Origin of the sequence: Mycobacterium sp. UM_11, from assembly GCF_001414075.1 — a bacterium.
Taxonomy (GTDB): Bacteria; Actinomycetota; Actinomycetes; order Mycobacteriales; family Mycobacteriaceae; genus Mycobacterium.
In genome coordinates this window covers 1-15332 of record NZ_LATC01000056.1, presented here as the reverse complement: position 1 = coordinate 15332, position 15332 = coordinate 1, and the positions used below count along the sequence as shown (strand labels likewise).

The 15332-nt window shown below is 67.3% G+C and carries 14 protein-coding genes; 2 read left to right on the top strand and 12 right to left on the bottom strand.

Annotated features, from left to right (window positions below):
- Positions 1-43 precede the first annotated feature (43 nt).
- From WU80_RS15220 to WU80_RS15165, 12 genes are all read right to left on the bottom strand, one after another.
- Positions 44-547, bottom strand: coding sequence for a MarR family winged helix-turn-helix transcriptional regulator (locus WU80_RS15220; protein ID WP_055399536.1), 504 nt, complete (start codon positions 545-547; stop codon positions 44-46).
- 73 nt (positions 548-620) lie between these two features.
- Positions 621-1367 carry an amino acid ABC transporter ATP-binding protein gene (locus tag WU80_RS15215; protein ID WP_055399659.1) on the bottom strand — a complete coding sequence of 249 codons (747 nt, stop codon included), beginning with the start codon at positions 1365-1367 and terminating at the stop codon, positions 621-623.
- A complete protein-coding gene (locus WU80_RS15210; RefSeq protein WP_055399538.1) occupies positions 1367-3181 on the bottom strand; it encodes an ABC transporter substrate-binding protein/permease in 1815 nt (604 codons plus the stop codon). Before WU80_RS15210 ends, WU80_RS15215 begins: the two co-directional genes overlap by 1 nt.
- 50 nt (positions 3182-3231) lie before the next feature.
- Positions 3232-3972 carry a GntR family transcriptional regulator gene (locus tag WU80_RS15205; RefSeq protein WP_055399540.1) on the bottom strand — a complete coding sequence of 247 codons (741 nt, stop codon included), beginning with the start codon at positions 3970-3972 and terminating at the stop codon, positions 3232-3234.
- A 312-nt stretch (positions 3973-4284) separates the two neighbouring features.
- Positions 4285-5205: an alpha/beta fold hydrolase gene (locus WU80_RS15200; RefSeq protein ID WP_156349408.1), complete on the bottom strand. Its 921-nt coding sequence runs from the start codon at positions 5203-5205 to the stop codon at positions 4285-4287.
- Positions 5206-5222: 17 nt separating this feature from the next.
- Positions 5223-6431 carry a DUF1214 domain-containing protein gene (locus tag WU80_RS15195; protein WP_055399542.1) on the bottom strand — a complete coding sequence of 403 codons (1209 nt, stop codon included), beginning with the start codon at positions 6429-6431 and terminating at the stop codon, positions 5223-5225.
- Positions 6432-6433: 2 nt separating this feature from the next.
- Positions 6434-7237, bottom strand: a complete 804-nt coding sequence (locus tag WU80_RS15190) for a sugar phosphate isomerase/epimerase (RefSeq protein ID WP_055399545.1) — start codon at positions 7235-7237, stop codon at positions 6434-6436.
- Between the two features lies 1 nt (position 7238).
- Positions 7239-8408, bottom strand: coding sequence for a sulfotransferase (locus tag WU80_RS15185; RefSeq protein WP_055399663.1), 1170 nt, complete (start codon positions 8406-8408; stop codon positions 7239-7241).
- Positions 8405-9532, bottom strand: coding sequence for an LLM class flavin-dependent oxidoreductase (locus WU80_RS15180; protein ID WP_055399547.1), 1128 nt, complete (start codon positions 9530-9532; stop codon positions 8405-8407). Before WU80_RS15180 ends, WU80_RS15185 begins: the two co-directional genes overlap by 4 nt.
- A 193-nt stretch (positions 9533-9725) precedes the next feature.
- Complete coding sequence (locus WU80_RS15175; protein WP_055399549.1) at positions 9726-10823, bottom strand: inositol-3-phosphate synthase; 1098 nt, start codon at positions 10821-10823, stop codon at positions 9726-9728.
- A 58-nt stretch (positions 10824-10881) separates the two neighbouring features.
- Positions 10882-11424: a PadR family transcriptional regulator gene (locus tag WU80_RS15170; RefSeq protein ID WP_055399552.1), complete on the bottom strand. Its 543-nt coding sequence runs from the start codon at positions 11422-11424 to the stop codon at positions 10882-10884.
- A 147-nt stretch (positions 11425-11571) separates the two neighbouring features.
- Positions 11572-12453, bottom strand: a complete 882-nt coding sequence (locus tag WU80_RS15165; protein WP_055399555.1) for a DUF1707 domain-containing protein — start codon at positions 12451-12453, stop codon at positions 11572-11574.
- Positions 12454-12573: 120 nt separating this feature from the next.
- Here WU80_RS15165 and WU80_RS15160 point away from each other — a divergent pair, with 120 nt between their 5' ends.
- Both WU80_RS15160 and WU80_RS15155 read left to right on the top strand, forming a co-directional pair.
- The gene (locus WU80_RS15160; protein ID WP_055399665.1) at positions 12574-12990 is read left to right on the top strand and encodes a DUF5318 domain-containing protein; all 417 of its coding nucleotides are present in this window, start codon (positions 12574-12576) and stop codon (positions 12988-12990) included.
- A 55-nt stretch (positions 12991-13045) separates the two neighbouring features.
- The coding region (locus tag WU80_RS15155) for a transglycosylase domain-containing protein (RefSeq protein ID WP_055405781.1) at positions 13046-15332 on the top strand (2287 nt) is incomplete at its 3' end.

Sequence of the window (15332 nt, the reverse complement as noted above, 5' to 3'; positions counted from 1 at the left end):
GTAGTCTAACGGCAACGCTAAAGTCGTTGTGCAACAGGTACTTTCATGCCTCTTTGCGTGCGTCCGGCGGGCACGCGGGTCCGGACGTCGGTTCGCCGGAGGCCAGCCGCTCGAGCGGCGCCAGCGCTTGCATGAGCGTGCCGAGGTCGGCCTCGGGCAGCTGACTGAGCATCGCGGCCAGGGAGGCGCGCCGGTTGGCCAGCGACTCGCCGTGCACGGCGCGCCCGCGCGGGGTGATGTCGACCAGCACCGCCCGCAGGTCGGACGGGTCACGCGAGCGTTTGACCAGGCCGAGCTTCTCCAGCCGGCGGATCGCCACCGTGGTGGTGGGCGTGCGCACCCGTTCGTGGGCCGCCAGGTCGGTCATCCGGATCGGCCCCTGATCCAGCAACGTGACGAGGATCGACAGCTGCGCCAACGTCAGGTCCCCGGCGGCGGCCCCGCTCGGGTCTCCGCGACGCAGAATCGAAAACAATTTGGACAACGCACGGTGCAAACCTTCCGCAAGCTCGGTCACGTCGGCCACGGTGGATTCGCTGTCCGCCATAAACGGGGAGTCTAACCCGATATCAGGCGCTTACAAGGTAGCTATGCCGACTAATTAGTCGCAACGGGACGCGTCAAAGTACTTGCGACAAGAAACGCTGCAGACGGTCCGTTCGTGCGGTCTCGAAAATCTGCTCCGGCGGACCGGATTCCACGACCTTGCCGCGATCCATGAACACCACGGTGTCTGATGCCGAGCGGGCAAAGCCCATTTCGTGGGTGACAACGATCATCGTCATACCGTCGGCGCCAAGATCGGCGATGAGTTGCAAAATTCCCTTCACCATTTCGGGATCGAGCGCCGATGTCGCCTCGTCGAAGAACATCACTTGCGGGGCCATGGCCAATGCGCGGGCGATCGCGACCCGTTGCTGTTGGCCGCCGGACAACATGCCGGGCCGGGCATCGGCCTTGTGCTTCAACCCAACTCGCTCCAACTGGGCCAGCGCCAGGTCGCGGGCTTCGTCGGCGGGCAGGCGCCGTAACTTGCGCGGCGCCATCGCGACGTTCTTCAGAACGCTCAAATGCGGGAAGAGGTTGAAGTGCTGAAACACCATGCCGATGCGCTGCCGCAGTTCGTTGGGATCGTCGCGCAACACCGATCGGCCGTCCAGCAGGATGTCGCCGCTGTCGGGTTCGTGCAACCGGTTCAAGGTGCGCAGCAGCGTCGACTTGCCCGAGCCGGACGGCCCGATCACGGCGACGGTGGTGCCGGCCGGTGCCTCGAAATCGACGCCGCGCAGCACCCGGTTGCCGCCAAGCGTTTGGTGAATGTCCTTGGCGGCCAGCGATACTGGCGCACGGCTCGCGGCAGCGGGAATCACGTGATCTCCTGGCCGAACGTCGTCGCGAGCATGTCAGGGCCCTCGTCCGGATCGGGGGCGCGCCGGCCACGGCGCAGCCGCGCGTCGATGTAGTTCACCAGGTGGGTCAACGGAATGGTCAATATCAGGTAGAAGAGACCCGCGGCCACCAACGGCGACAGGCTTCCGGTCTGGGCATTCAAATCCCGGCCCACCTGAAAAAGCTCCCGCTGATCGGCGATCAGGCCCAGGAAGTACACCAACGCGGAGGCCTTCAACAACCCGATGAATTGATTGACCAGTGCCGGCAGCACGCGCCGTATTCCCTGCGGCACCACCACCAGGCGCATCGCGGTCGAGTAGCTGAATCCCAGCGCGCGCGAGGCCTCCAACTGTCCGGGGTCGACGCTTTGTATTCCGGAGCGCAGGATTTCGCCGATGTAGGCGGCCGCCATCAACCCCAACGCGGCGATTCCCAACGGGTAGGGATTCTTGTTCGTCAGCCCGCCGACCAACGGGCCGACGCCCATCCCGATGAGCAGGATGATCACCACTTCGGGAAGGCCGCGGAAGATGTCGGTGTAGACCCGCGCCGGCCAGCGCAGCCAGCGCCGGTTCGAGATGCCCGCCATGGCCAGCACCATTCCCAGCGCCAGGCCGATCACGATGGCGCAGTTGGTCAGAATCAACGTGTTCGGCAGCCCCGTCGTCAGCAGCAGGGGGATGGCCCGCCGATACATGTCCCAGTCGAAGAACGAATCCCGCAACTGCGCCAGCGTGGATTTCGGCGCGGCCGGGGCCGAGGTGCGGTGCTGCGCGGCGGCGATCGCCGCGAAATCGGGCAGGTTCGGGGCGGGCGCGGCCTTCGACCCGGGCTTCCACCCGGGCGGCAGCGTGCGCGGCACCCAATCGCAGTACAGCTTGGACCAAGTGCCGTCGGCGATCACCGCGTCCAGCCCGGCGTTGAGCGCGTCGGTCAGCGGCTGGTTTTCCTTGGCGACCGCGTATGCCACGAAATTGCCTGGGCTGAAAGTGTTTGCGACGGTCACCGCCGGGTCGCCCGGCCGGATCAGGCTCGCGGCGAGGGTTCCGGGTGCCACCCATGCGTCGATCTGGCGGGTCTTCAGGCTGGCGTACAGGGTGGCGAAGCCGGGGTATTTGACCGGCTGCAGGTGCAAGGTGTCGACGACGTAGGACTCCTCGACGGTGCCCTGGACCACGCCGATGCGCTGGCCGGCGGCGAGATCGGTGAAGTTGTGGATCGGCGAGCCGGGCGGCACCACCAGCGAGTAGAAGCCGAAGTCGTAGCCGTTGGTGAACGCGACGGTGCGTCGACGCTGGTCGGTGGCCTTGACCGACGCCGAGCCGACGTCGAAGCGCCGGGATGCCACTTGCGCCAGGAGCGCGGAAAAGTCGGTGCTGACGAAGCGCAGTTGCAGGTGCAGCTTGTCGGCGATCGCGCGCAGCAGCAAGTTGTCGAAGCCGGTGAACTCGCCGGTGGAATTGATGCAGATGTTGGGCGGGGCGTCCGACAGCGTGCCCACCGTCAGCACCCCCGGTGTGCCGAGGCCCAGCGCGCCGACGTCCACCGAGCTGAGCGGTTCGACCGACGGTGTGGTGTCGTCGTCTTCCTCCGGCGTGGGCTGGCTCGCGGTCAGATCCCTGGGCAGGACGCGCGCGCTGTCCAAGCCGGCCGGGGCGCATTGATTCCAGTCGGCCGTCGCGGGCGCGGCCAGCCCGCCTAATGCCGTGCCGCACACCAGCACGATGGTCGCGGCGAGTCCGAAGAACTTTCCGCGGCGCCGATGGTGCCGATCCACGCGCGCATTCATCACTGCCACCGTAACGACCGGCGGATGGCTTCGTCGGGTGAGCGTGCGCCCTAGATCGCCAGCGAGGCCTCGACGCCGACGGGGTCGGCGTCGGCGACCAGTTCGAGGGGTGGGGGAACGACGGGGGAGACGTCGTCGGGCGGGGTGAACACCCTGCGCCGGGACAGTTCGGCCAGCATCGTCTGGGCCGCCAAGTAGGAGCGGCCGACGCACGCGGCCCGGGCGGCCTCGGGATCGCGCCGATTGATCGCGGCGGTCTCGTCCTCGTAGAACGGCAGCATTTCCTCGCGGCCGCCCTGGTAGGTAAGCCAGAACACCCGGGGGATGAGGTTCTGCGACGCGCGGATCGTGGCGTGCAACCGCGGCCCGGCGTATTCGTCGTTGATGGTGCGCCGGTATTCCGCCGCGACGTCGCAGAAGGCGCGGGAATCCTTCGCCGCGCGCATCGTTCGCATCAGGGCGTCCAGTTGCCCGAGGATGCGCGGGGTGGGATTGGTTGCCGCACGCGCGGACGCGATGCCGTTGAGCAGGCCGTCGAGCTCGTGATGCTCGAGCACGGTGGCTTCGTTGAACCGCTCGACGAATGCGCCGCGGTGATAGCGGGTCGACACAATGCCGTCGTGTTCGAGTTGCACCAACGCCTCTTGAATCGGAACGCGGCTCACCCCGAGCCCCAGTGCGATTTCATTGCGGTCGACGCGGTCGCCGGTGCGCAGCTTCCCCGTCAGCAAGAGGTGAAGGATGTGCGCAACAACCAGGTCTTTTTCTTTGACCCCGTATTTCTTTGGCATTCGTTCTTGAGTCTCTTTTCAAACCCGGTGCGGCCATCTAGCGCGAGAAGTTTCTCACGAGTGGGCTCGTATTTTCCGGTGTTTGACGGATAAATGGTCTCACCGGCCGTCGCGCCACGGGCACAACGCCTCGTCTCGCCCCCGCCGCCTCCCGCCGAGTGTGCGGCCAGCCGCACGTTCGGTGCCTAGTGTGCGGCCAGCCGCACATTCGCGCTCGCGCATCGCCCGCAGCAGCGCGACCGCGCTTGCGGGACAGGCCGACGGCGTTGCCGATCCGCGCGTGTCCTCGCGGGTCATACGACCACCGTAGGATCACCGCCCGTCGAGCACTCCGCGCAGCAGGTCGATCAGGGCCAGGGGCTGGTCGCTTTGCACGGAGTGCCCGGAGTTCTCGACGACGTGTGCCGTGCGGAAATGCTTTGTGCGGCGGCTTAATTCGGCCGCGTCGTCGTCGCTGACGAATCCCGAGTTGCCGCCGCGGATGAGGGTGATGGGTGCCGACAGCCGGTCCACGTCCTCCCACAGGACGTCGAAGTCGGGGAACTGGCGGATGGCGTCGTAGCGCCAGGTCCAGTTTCCGTTGTCCAGCCGGCGCGAGTTGTGAAAGACACCGCGGCGCAGCGCCTTCACCTCCCGGTGCGGCGCGGCGGCGATCGTCAGGTCGAGCATCGCCTGGAAGCTGGGGAATTCGCGTTCCCCGTGCATCAATGCCACCGTGCCCTGCTGCTCCTTCGTCATCTCCGAGTGCCGTTGCAGCGCCGACGGGGTGACGTCGATCAGGACGAGTTCGTTCACCAGTTCGGGCGCCACGGCGGCGAGCCGGATCGCCGTCAACCCGCCCAGCGACATGCCCACCACCAGATCGGGGCTGGGCGCGTGCTCGCGTAGGGCCGGCAGCAGCGCGTCGGCGTTCAGCTGAGGCGAGTAGTCACCGTCCTCGCGCCATGCCGAATGGCCGTGCCCGGGCAGGTCCACCGCCAGTGCGGGCTGTCCGAGCCCGACGACGACGGTGTCCCAGGTGTGCGCATTCTGCCCACCGCCGTGCAGGAAGACGATCCGCGGGGGAGCGGAGCCCCAGCGCAGCGCGCTGATCTTGCTCGCATCCGCGCCCGCCTCGACGCGTTGCACGGCGGGCAGCGGACCGGTGACGCCGGCTTGCTCGGCGTTCTCGGACAGCAGCGAGAATTCCGAGAGCCCGTCCAGTTCGTCTTCGGAGATTTCGGTCACGACCATGAATCTAGCCGCGCCGTCTAGAGGGGGTAACGACGGCGGATGCCGTGGAACCGCTCCCACATCGCCGCCGCGCGCTCGGCCGAACTCACCAGCCTGGTATCCGCGGGCAGCGCGGTGAGGACGTCGTCATGCTTGACGACGCGGGTGTTCAGCACGGCGGGTTCGCCCTCGAGCATGTGCCGGTAGGTCAGGTTGCCGCACCGAAAGCCCTGGGTGTCCAGCCAGTTGTGCACGCCGGGATCACGGTGCGCCATGACCAGCCGCACGCGGCCGTCGGCGTCGGTGTTCGTGCGGCTCGGCGTGTAGCTGACCGGCCGGTACAGATAGTCCATGCTGTTGAAGAAGACGCCCATGTTGGTGAGCATCCACAGCCCGGCGTGGTCGTCGAATTCGACGATCAGCGCCTCGTCGTCGGCGAGTTCCCAGTACATGTTGGCCGCGGCCCGGCCGCGCTTGTTGTCGGCGTCGGTCGCGTCGACGCGCGGGAAGGCGTTGGGGTGCTCGGCGTCGACGCCGCCGTAGGTGAACGGAAACTCGGGCCAGTCGGCCATCAGGCCGGTGATGAAATCGCCGGCCCAGCGCATCGCCTCGACCATCTGCTCGGCAGAGGGCAACGGCTTGGGGGAGTCCATGTCGATTCGCTCGATGCGCAGCTGTGCCGGCAGCTCGTCCCAGCGGTCGAACCCCTGACGGATGAACAGCTTGCGCGACCGGCCGGTGGTGGGCAGCCAGTTCGGCCCGCGCTCGGGGCCGCCGATGTAGAGCTCGAATTCACCGGTGTCGTCGATGCGGAGTTGATGGCCGAGCAGGTTGGCTTCCGGTGTGTCCCCGAAGGGTTCGTGCAGCACCCCCGGGCCGGGCCTGCGTGACCCCTGGACCGTGACGTTGAAGAACCGCGCGGTGCCGCGGGTGCCGGTGAGCCGGTAGGTCGACTGCCCGTCGATCCATGCCTGCTGATAGGTGAAGTCGGCGCAATCACCGCCGAGCTTGCGGGTGGGGCCGCAGAAGGTGTGCAGGGCCGGGTAGCGGGTGTCGCGCGTTTCGAGCGCCAAATCGAAGGCCTGGCCCAGGTTTTGGGTGAGGAACCGGTACGCGTCGACTCGATGCACGCCGGACGGCGGGTTGGCCTGCTTGAAGACCTGCTCGCCCGCCTGCCGCAGTCGCGCACAGAATTCGGCCCAGGCCGACTGCAGCTCCGCGTCGTCCGGACCGTCGCCGAAGGCCATGGTCACGCACCCAGTCTGTCGAGCATCGCGCTGACTACATCACATGCGCGCCGGGCGGCTTCCAGGTGACCCTCACCGTCGATGCGGGGACCGATGAGTTCCAGGTCGAACCCGTGTGCGTAGTCGCCGGCGAGCGCCTGGGTCACGAACCGTTCGATCGGAATCACGCCGTCACCGGGAACCGCCCGGCCCGGCAGCGCCCGATCGCCCAGCACGTAGTCGCTCAATTGGATGAGCGACGTTCGGGGCAACGCCCGCTGCACCATCGTCTCGAAATCGCCTTCGGCCCAACAGTGAAACAAATCGAGGCAAACGCTCAGGCCGCCCATCTCCGCCAGCGTGACCGTGTCCCGGAGCGTATGGGCAATGTGGATGTCGGCGTACAGGCTGGAAGCATTCTCGATGGCCAGCGCCACCCCCGCGGTCTTGGCGTGCTCCACGCAGGGGGCGACCATTTCGCAGAATCGTTCGGCGGCCCGGTCCCAGGTGAGGTCACCGCGCCCGCCGGTGAGCAAGTACACGGTGCGGGCGCCGACGGCCGCGGCGGCGTCGATCACGGTTGACAGGCCCGCGCGGGCGGCATCCGGATCGCCGGCCAGCTTGCCCTCGGCGAACAGGTGATAGACAGCTTCCACGGCGTATCCGTTGCCCTGCAACGACAGTGCAAAGCGGGGATCGAGCAACTGGCTGTCCAGCACGCTCAGCCGGGAGACGCCGAGGGCCGCCCAATACGCTTCTAGTTCGGCGAGCGAGTCACCGTAGAAGGTGACGTTGTGCACCGACAGGCGCTTGTGCGTGCCCACCATGTCAGGACCGGTTCTCGATGGCAACGCCGAATCGTTCTCGGAATGGCCGGAATTCCGCGTGCAGCGCCTTGAGGTCTTCGCCGATGTCGGTCAGCAGTTGGGTGGAGTAGCGGAATTTTCCGTAGCGGTCGCCGCGGTTGTCGGCCAGGTAGGCGCGCATTGCCGATTCGGCGTCGGAGGTCAACTCGCGACCGCAGAAGGCGTAATAGCGCCGAATCGTGCCGATGTGGTCGGCGACGAAGTCGGCATAGCGGACGTGCAGGATGCGCGGATCGTCGACGAAGGGGTTACTCATCGTGTTGGCGACGCCGGCGCGCGTCAGCTCCAAATGCATCTTCGTCAGGGCGCGCAGGTCAACCGATCCGACCATGCCGTCGGCGATGTCGGCCATCATCATGGTGCGCGACGCGGCGACCTGCACCGGGTCGCGGTGCAGCCACACCATCCGCGCGTCGGGGTAGGTGTCGAACAATTCCTTGAGCCGGAATCCGTGAAAGCCCTTGAGCACCCAGTACTTTCGCGGTCGGCGATATTGCAGCTGCTGCAGCATGGCCTTGTGCAGCCGGTATTGCGCCGCCGGGTCCGTGGCGAGGCCGCCCACCAGCGACTGCATCGGCACACGCCACCAGGCGGTGGGTGTCATCACCCGGAAGTCGAACGCCCAGGTGCGCTCGTCTTCGGGCAGCCCGTCGCCGAGCATGTCGTTGTAGGGGTGGCTGCGCAGCCACTTGGGCAGCTTGGCGTTGATCTCGCGCCAGTCCGCGTCGGCCCGTTGCCGGCGGTCGTCGTTCGGGCCGGCCAGACCGGGCGGCGGCGAGGGATACATCACCTCCCAGAAGCGCAGCGCCCGCGCCCCCGGGTCCACGGACATCAGCGCGTGCATCAGCGTTGTCCCCGAACGCGGTTCGCCCGTGACGAACATCGGCCCCTCGATCACCTCGTCGGCGATCGGGTAGCGGTTGCGGTCTTCGATGAATTCCAGGCGGGATGTCAGCAGCCAATGACATACCTGCGCGGCCTGTCGGTTGCCATCGTCGTTCATACCGAGGCCGTTCAGGTGCTCGACGGCGACCGTAAAGCGTTGCGGCAACGTGGGATCGCCGTAGTCACGCAATCCGGTCTCGGCCTCCGCGGCGGCGAGCAGCTGGGCAGCGTCCAGGGGGGTGGTCACGAGGCGCCCCCGCACAGCCGCATCAGTTCGTCTTCGGCGGCGCGGACATTGGCCGCCGAAGCCTCGGCGTATTTCAGGCCGGCCATGGCGCCGTAGTCCAGGATCTTCGGCACGCGCAGTCCCGCGTCGACGTAGGTCTTCACGATCTTGGCGACCTCCGTCGGCGTCCCGTGCGGCACGGCGGCCAGCACCATGTCCGGCGTGGCTTTGTCGAGGAACGCGAGGATGCGCTCCCGCGTGAGCACCGCCGGGTCGATGTCCTGGAATCCTCGCCAGCTTTCGCCCATCGGGTGCTCAAACCCGAAGCCGCGCAACGTCTCCGCCGACACCTGCAACAGGAACGCCTTGACCAGGGGCGCTTGCAGGATGTCGGCGAGGGCGTCGGAGTCCTGGCCGAGCACGCACACCTGGATGAAGCACGGGGTGATCGCCATCGGGTCGCGGCCGGCGCGTTCCGCGGATCCCCTTACCGCTGCGAGCATTTCGGCGTAGTGCTCGGGTGTCCACGCGCCGGCCGGCCACCACCCGTCGGCGTGCCGGCCCGCGATGTCCAGCATGCGCGGACCGCTGGCGCCGATCCAGATCTGCGGCGGTTGGCCTTCGTAGGGTTCGGTGTCCAGCCGGGCGTGCCGCAGCGTGTAGAAGCGCCCGTCGAAATCGACCGGGCCGTCGCTCTCCCAGAGCAGCCGGATGACCGCCAGGGCTTCCTCGAAACGGCTGACCGGTGTGGAGAAGTCGAAGCCGTAGGGCAGGGTGTTCTCGCTCTCGCCGCTGCCCAAGCCCAGGACGAACCGGCCCTTGGCGAGGTGATCTATGGTCAGCGCCGTCTGGGCGAGCATGCTGGGGTGGCGGCGAACGGTGTCGACGACGGCGCTCACAATCGGAACGTGCTCGGTGAGGACCGCGGCAGCGGCGGCCACCGCCAGGCCGTCGAGGTGGCGGTGCGGCGACGGGGATGCGGTCGCCAGGTCGGTGAATTCGGGCGTCCAGATCGAGTCGGGCCAGAAGCTGACCATGTGGTCGGGCAGCCAGATCGAGTGGTACCGGCCGCCGTCCAACTTCTCGAGCCGGGACAGATCCAGCGGAAGCGTCGTGCGCAGGAAAGCGGCGGGTTGAACGGTCATCGAGAGATGATGCTAAGCACCCGCACAGCGCTGTGTCGCCGAAACGGCCGCGAGCGGCCGCAGCACCGGGCGTCACGCTGGTGTGGCGGCGGTCGCCGAGCGTCACGTTGGCGTGGCAAACAAGCCCGCCACCGAAACGAATCGTGCGGTGAGGTCACCGAAGCGACCTCACCGCACGAAGTTGAAAAAGCGGTCAGCCCTCGATGATGAACTCTTCGAGCTGGGTGCGCGCGACGTCGTCGGGCAGCTGCTGCGGCGGGCTCTTCATCAGGTACGCCGACGCCGGGATCACCGGGCCGCCGATGCCGCGGTCCTTGGCGATCTTGGCCGCCCGCACCGCGTCGATGATCACGCCCGCCGAGTTGGGCGAGTCCCACACCTCGAGCTTGTACTCCAGGTTCAGCGGCACGTCACCGAAGGCGCGGCCTTCCAGCCGGACGTAGGCCCACTTGCGGTCGTCGAGCCAGCCGACGTGGTCGGACGGGCCGATGTGCACGTCCTTGGTCTTGAACTCGCGCTGCAGGTTGGAGGTGACGGCCTGCGTCTTGGAGATCTTCTTGGACTCCAGCCGCTCGCGCTCGAGCATGTTGAGGAAGTCCATGTTGCCACCGACGTTGAGCTGCATGGTGCGGTCCAGCTGCACGCCGCGGTCCTCGAACAGCTTGGCCATCACGCGGTGGGTGATGGTGGCGCCGACCTGGCTCTTGATGTCGTCACCCACGATCGGCACGCCGGCGTCGGCGAACTTCTTGGCCCACACGGGGTCCGAGGCGATGAACACCGGCAGCGCGTTGACGAACGCCACCCCGGCGTCGATGGCGCACTGCGCGTAGAACTTGTCGGCCTCTTCCGAGCCCACGGGCAGGTAGGACACCAGCACGTCGACCTCGGCGTCCTTGAGCGCCTTGACCACGTCAACCGGCTCGACGTCCGACAGCTCGATGGTGTCGGCGTAGTACTTACCGATGCCGTCCAACGTCGGGCCGCGCTGGACCACCACGTTGGTGGGCGGCACGTCGGCGATCTTGATCGTGTTGTTCTCCGAGGCGAAGATCGCGTCCGAGAGGTCGAAGCCGACCTTCTTGGCGTCCACGTCGAAGGCGGCGACGAACTTGACGTCGCGCACGTGGTACTGGCCGAACTTGACATGCATCAGGCCGGGCACGGTGCTGTTCTCGTCGGCGTTCTGGTAGTACTCGACGCCCTGTACCAGCGAAGACGCGCAGTTACCGACGCCGACAATGGCGACTCGTACCTCCGTCGACGCGATTGGCGCGTTCTGGTCACTCATAGGGCGTTCTCCTAACTCCATAACTCTGTGTCGCAGCTGATGAATGTCGTGCAGGGTTTTACGTCTGCTCGGAGAGGCCGGGCATTGCCCGCTCCGCAGCAATGAGCTCGTTGAGCCACTTCACTTCGCGCTCGCTGGACTCGAGCCCCAGTTGGTGAAGTTGGCGGGTGTAGCGGTCGAACGAGTTACTGGCCCGCGCCACGGCTTCGCGCAAGCCTTCCCGCCGCTCCTCGACCTGACGCCGGCGGCCTTCCAGGATGCGCATGCGCGCCTCCGCCGGAGTCCGGTTGAAGAACGCCAGGTGCACCCCGAAACCGTCGTCGGTGTAGTTGTGCGGGCCGGTGTCGGCCACCAGCTCACCGAAGCGCCGACGGCCCTCGTCGGTTAGCTGGTAGACGCGCCGCGCCCGTCGAACCGGCGTGCCGGCCGGGGCGGCGTCCTCGGCGATCAGCCCCTCGGCCTGCATCCGCCGGAGGGCCGGATACAGCGAACCGTACGAGAACGCGCGGAACGCACCGAGGAGACCCGTCAGCCGTTTGCGCAACTCGTAGCCGTGCATCGGCGATTCGATCAGAAGCCCCAGGATGGCGAGCTCGAGCACCGAATCACCCCCTTTGCACGATTGGTTACGACGGTCCGACGCCTCGCGTCATCGTATCGTCTCGATATATTCGCCACAACACCACCGGTTGTTCGTTAGCTATTAGTCCGGCGGCCCGCGAATGGCCGCACGCCGGGAGCCGGCGGCCTAAGACGGCAGATTCAGCTGCTTGACGGTGCCGTCACCTGCGAAGACGATGTAGCCACCACCGTAGTCGCTGGAAACGTACAGCGACAGCGACAGCGCTCCCGGGGTGGTCGGGTCCGCCGCCGGTTCGATGTTCAGGTACTCGGTCTTGATGTCCGAGGGCTTCATGCGGAGGGTCTGGGGCGCGCCGCGCATGATGCCCACCGTCGCCGTGACGTCGAACTTGCTCAGGTCGACCGGGACCGGACCGTCCGCCGAGCTCTTCGCCGAGCTGGTCGGGTCGCCCCACCCGCCGCGATAGGTGTAGGCCAGCACCCGGCGATCGTCGGAGGGATCCGGCCGGTCCAGGACCGCGTACGTCGGGTAGATCACCAGCCGATACCCCACGACGTCGCCGAACCGTTTGCGGGTTTGCTGGATCAGACCGGTCAACCCGCCGACCGAATGCAGTTGGGTGGGCGGGGTCAGCACGACCGGGGCCACTCCGTCGGGCTTGGCCCCCGGGTCGGTGGTGAAGTCCAGCGGCGATTTGGTGTTGCCGTACATGCCCCAGCCGATGCCGACGCCCAGCAGCACCGACACGACGAACGCGGCGGCGAGCACCCCCCAACCGCGAAACGTCGGCGGCACCGGCCCGGCCTTGACGGTGGCCGTCGGCAGCGCGCTGCTGTCGGCCTGCAGGTCGCTGACGAGGTCCTGCAAGTCGCCGAGCGTGATCGCCTTGGTGGCGGCACTCACCCGCTCGCGGTGCTCCTCCATGGACAGCTCGCCGTCGTTGAGCGCGGTGTCGAGAATCTTGCAGGCGTCCTGCCGGTTGATGTCCTTGGCGCGGGTGCTCGCCGCCACCCCAGCGCCGAGCGATGTCCCGAGCCATTTCGCCACGGGGATGATCGTAGAGTCCGGCCCCCATCCGCGCGGAACGCACCGGCCGATGACCTCGGTCGGGCCGCCACAGTTTTGGTTGCGTATCGGTGCTCGAGATGGCGACGTACTCTGGTGGGCGTGCGACTGCAGCGACAAGTGGTGGACTACGCGCTCCGGCGGCGAGCACTGCTGGCCGAGGTGTACTCGGGCCGCACCGGGGTCTCCGAGGTGTGCGACGCGAACCCTTATCTGCTGCGGGCCGCCAAGTTTCACGGGAAACCGAGCCAGGTCATGTGCCCGATCTGCCGCAAGGAGCAGCTGACGCTGGTGTCGTGGGTGTTCGGCGAACACCTGGGTCCGGTGTCGGGCTCGGCCCGCACGGCCGAAGAGTTGGTCTTGCTGGCAACCCGCTTCGACGAGTTCGCCGTCCACGTGGTGGAGGTATGCCGGACCTGCAGCTGGAACCATCTCGTCAGGTCCTATGTGCTCGGGGCGGCGCGCCCGCCGAAGGGCACCCGGACGGCGCGAAACGGCGCGCGCACGGCCATTGAGTAACGACGGACCCCACAACCAGTCGTCCAGTGACGCGGATGGGCCGGCGACTGAGCGTGTGGGCAAACATGGAAGCGGCGAGCGCCCGCGTGACATCCCGCCGCCGCCCGGCCAACGCCGGAGAGTTCCCCCCGACGACCGGATGACCACCATCCTCCCGCCGGTCGTCGACGACCGGTCGCCCCGGCGGCCCGATCCGAGCATCGACGAAGTCAAAGCGGCGCTGGAGGGCCCGCCGTCGGCGCCCCTGCAGCGCGACGCGCTCGAGGAGGTCAAGGCCGCGCTGGACAGCCGGACGTCGCCGCGGCGCGGCCGGACGAGTGCCGGAGGCCGGCCCCCGGGAGGGCCACCCCCACCGCCACCCGGGCCGGGCGGACGCCCCGGCGGACCGGACGGCTTGGGCCCCCGGCGGCGAGACGTCCATTGGAAGCAGCAGATCAACTGGTTGTGGGTGCGCCGCGCGGCCTACCTGTCGGCGGCGGTGCTGGTGGTGTTGCCGATCGTCACGTTCGCCATGGCCTACTTCATCGTCGACATTCCCAAGCCGGGCGATCTGCGCACCAATCAGGTCTCCACCATCCTGGCCAGCGACGGATCAGAGATCGCGAAAATCATTCCGCCCGAAGGTAATCGGGTGGACGTCAACATCAACCAGGTGCCGGTGCACGTGCGGCAGGCGGTGATCGCCGCCGAGGACCGCAATTTCTATTCGAACCCGGGCTTCGACTTCAGCGGTTTCGCGCGGGCGGTGAACAACAACCTGTTCGGCGACGGCGACCTGCAGGGCGGGTCCACGATCACCCAGCAGTACGTCAAGAACGCGCTGGTGGGTTCGGCCCAGCACGGCCTGAGCGGCCTGATGCGCAAGGCCAAAGAACTCGTCATCGCCACCAAGATGTCGGGGGAGTGGTCGAAAGACGATGTGCTGCAGGCCTATCTGAACATCATCTACTTCGGCCGGGGCGCCTACGGCATCTCCGCTGCCGCCAAGGCCTACTTCAACAAGCCCGTCGAGCAGCTCACCGTGTCCGAGGGGGCGCTGCTGGCGGCGCTGATTCGGCGGCCGTCCTCACTGGACCCGGCAGTGGATCCGCAGGGTGCCCGGGCCCGCTGGAACTGGGTGCTCGACGGCATGGTGGAGACCAAGGCGCTGTCACCCAGCGACCGGGCCGCGCAGGAGTTCCCGCAAACCGTGCCGCCCGATCAGGCGCGGGCGGAGAACCAGACGACCGGGCCCAACGGGCTCATCGAGCGTCAGGTGACCAAAGAGTTGATGGAGCTGTTCAACATCGACGAGCGGACCCTGAACACGCAGGGCCTGCAGGTGACCACCACCATCGATCCGAAGGCCCAGCAGGCCGCCGAGAAGGCGGTGTCGAAATACCTTGACGGGCAAGACCCCGACATGCGGTCGGCCGTGGTGTCGATCGACCCGCACGACGGGGCGATACGCGCCTACTACGGCGGTTCCGACGCAAACGGTTTCGACTTCGCCCAGGCCGGCCTGCAAACCGGTTCGTCATTCAAGGTGTTCGCGTTGGTCGCCGCGCTCGAGCAGGGCATCGGGCTGGGTTACCAGGTGGACAGCTCGCCGCTGACGGTCGACGGCATCAAGATCACCAACGTCGACGGCGAGGGTTGCGGCACGTGCAACATCGCCCAGGCGCTCAAGCAATCGCTGAACACCTCCTACTACCGGCTGATGCTCAAGCTCAAGGGCGGACCGCAGGCCGTCGCGGACGCCGCGCACCAGGCCGGCATCGCGACCAGCTTCCCCGGCGTGGACCACACGCTGTCCGAGGACGGCAAGGGCGGGCCACCCAACAACGGGGTGGTGTTGGGCCAGTACCAGACCCGGGTGATCGACATGGCCTCGGCGTACGCCACCCTGGCCGCCTCCGGGCTCTACCACCGGCCGCACTTCGTGCAGAAGGTCGTCAACTCCGACGGGCAGGTCCTGTTCGACGCGAGCAAGTCCGACAACAACGGCGAGCAGCGCATCCCGAAGGCCGTCGCCGACAACGTCACCGCGGCCATGGAGCCGATCGCCAGCTATTCGCGCGGCCACGCCTTGTCCGGCGGCAGGCCGTCGGCGGCCAAAACGGGCACCACGCAGCTGGGGGACACGAACGCGGACAAGGACGCCTGGATGGTCGGCTACACGCCGTCGTTGTCGACGGCCGTGTGGGTGGGCACCGCGAAGGGCGACGTGCCGCTCGTAACCGCCTCGGGCTCACCGGTTTACGGCTCGGGTCTGCCGTCGGACATCTGGAAGTCCACGATGGACGGTGCGCTGAAGGGCACGTCCAACGAGTCGTTCCCCAAGCCTGTCTCTTATACACATC

Coding starts and splice junctions, on each gene's coding strand:
- WU80_RS15220 (WP_055399536.1), bottom strand. CDS start 547: ATGGCGGACAGCGAATCCACCGTGGCCGACGTGACCGAGCTTGCGGAA.
- WU80_RS15210 (WP_055399538.1), bottom strand. CDS start 3,181: ATGAATGCGCGCGTGGATCGGCACCATCGGCGCCGCGGAAAGTTCTTC.
- WU80_RS15205 (WP_055399540.1), bottom strand. CDS start 3,972: ATGCCAAAGAAATACGGGGTCAAAGAAAAAGACCTGGTTGTTGCGCAC.
- WU80_RS15200 (WP_156349408.1), bottom strand. CDS start 5,205: ATGGTCGTGACCGAAATCTCCGAAGACGAACTGGACGGGCTCTCGGAA.
- WU80_RS15195 (WP_055399542.1), bottom strand. CDS start 6,431: ATGGCCTTCGGCGACGGTCCGGACGACGCGGAGCTGCAGTCGGCCTGG.
- WU80_RS15190 (WP_055399545.1), bottom strand. CDS start 7,237: ATGGTGGGCACGCACAAGCGCCTGTCGGTGCACAACGTCACCTTCTAC.
- WU80_RS15180 (WP_055399547.1), bottom strand. CDS start 9,532: ATGACCGTTCAACCCGCCGCTTTCCTGCGCACGACGCTTCCGCTGGAT.
- WU80_RS15175 (WP_055399549.1), bottom strand. CDS start 10,823: ATGAGTGACCAGAACGCGCCAATCGCGTCGACGGAGGTACGAGTCGCC.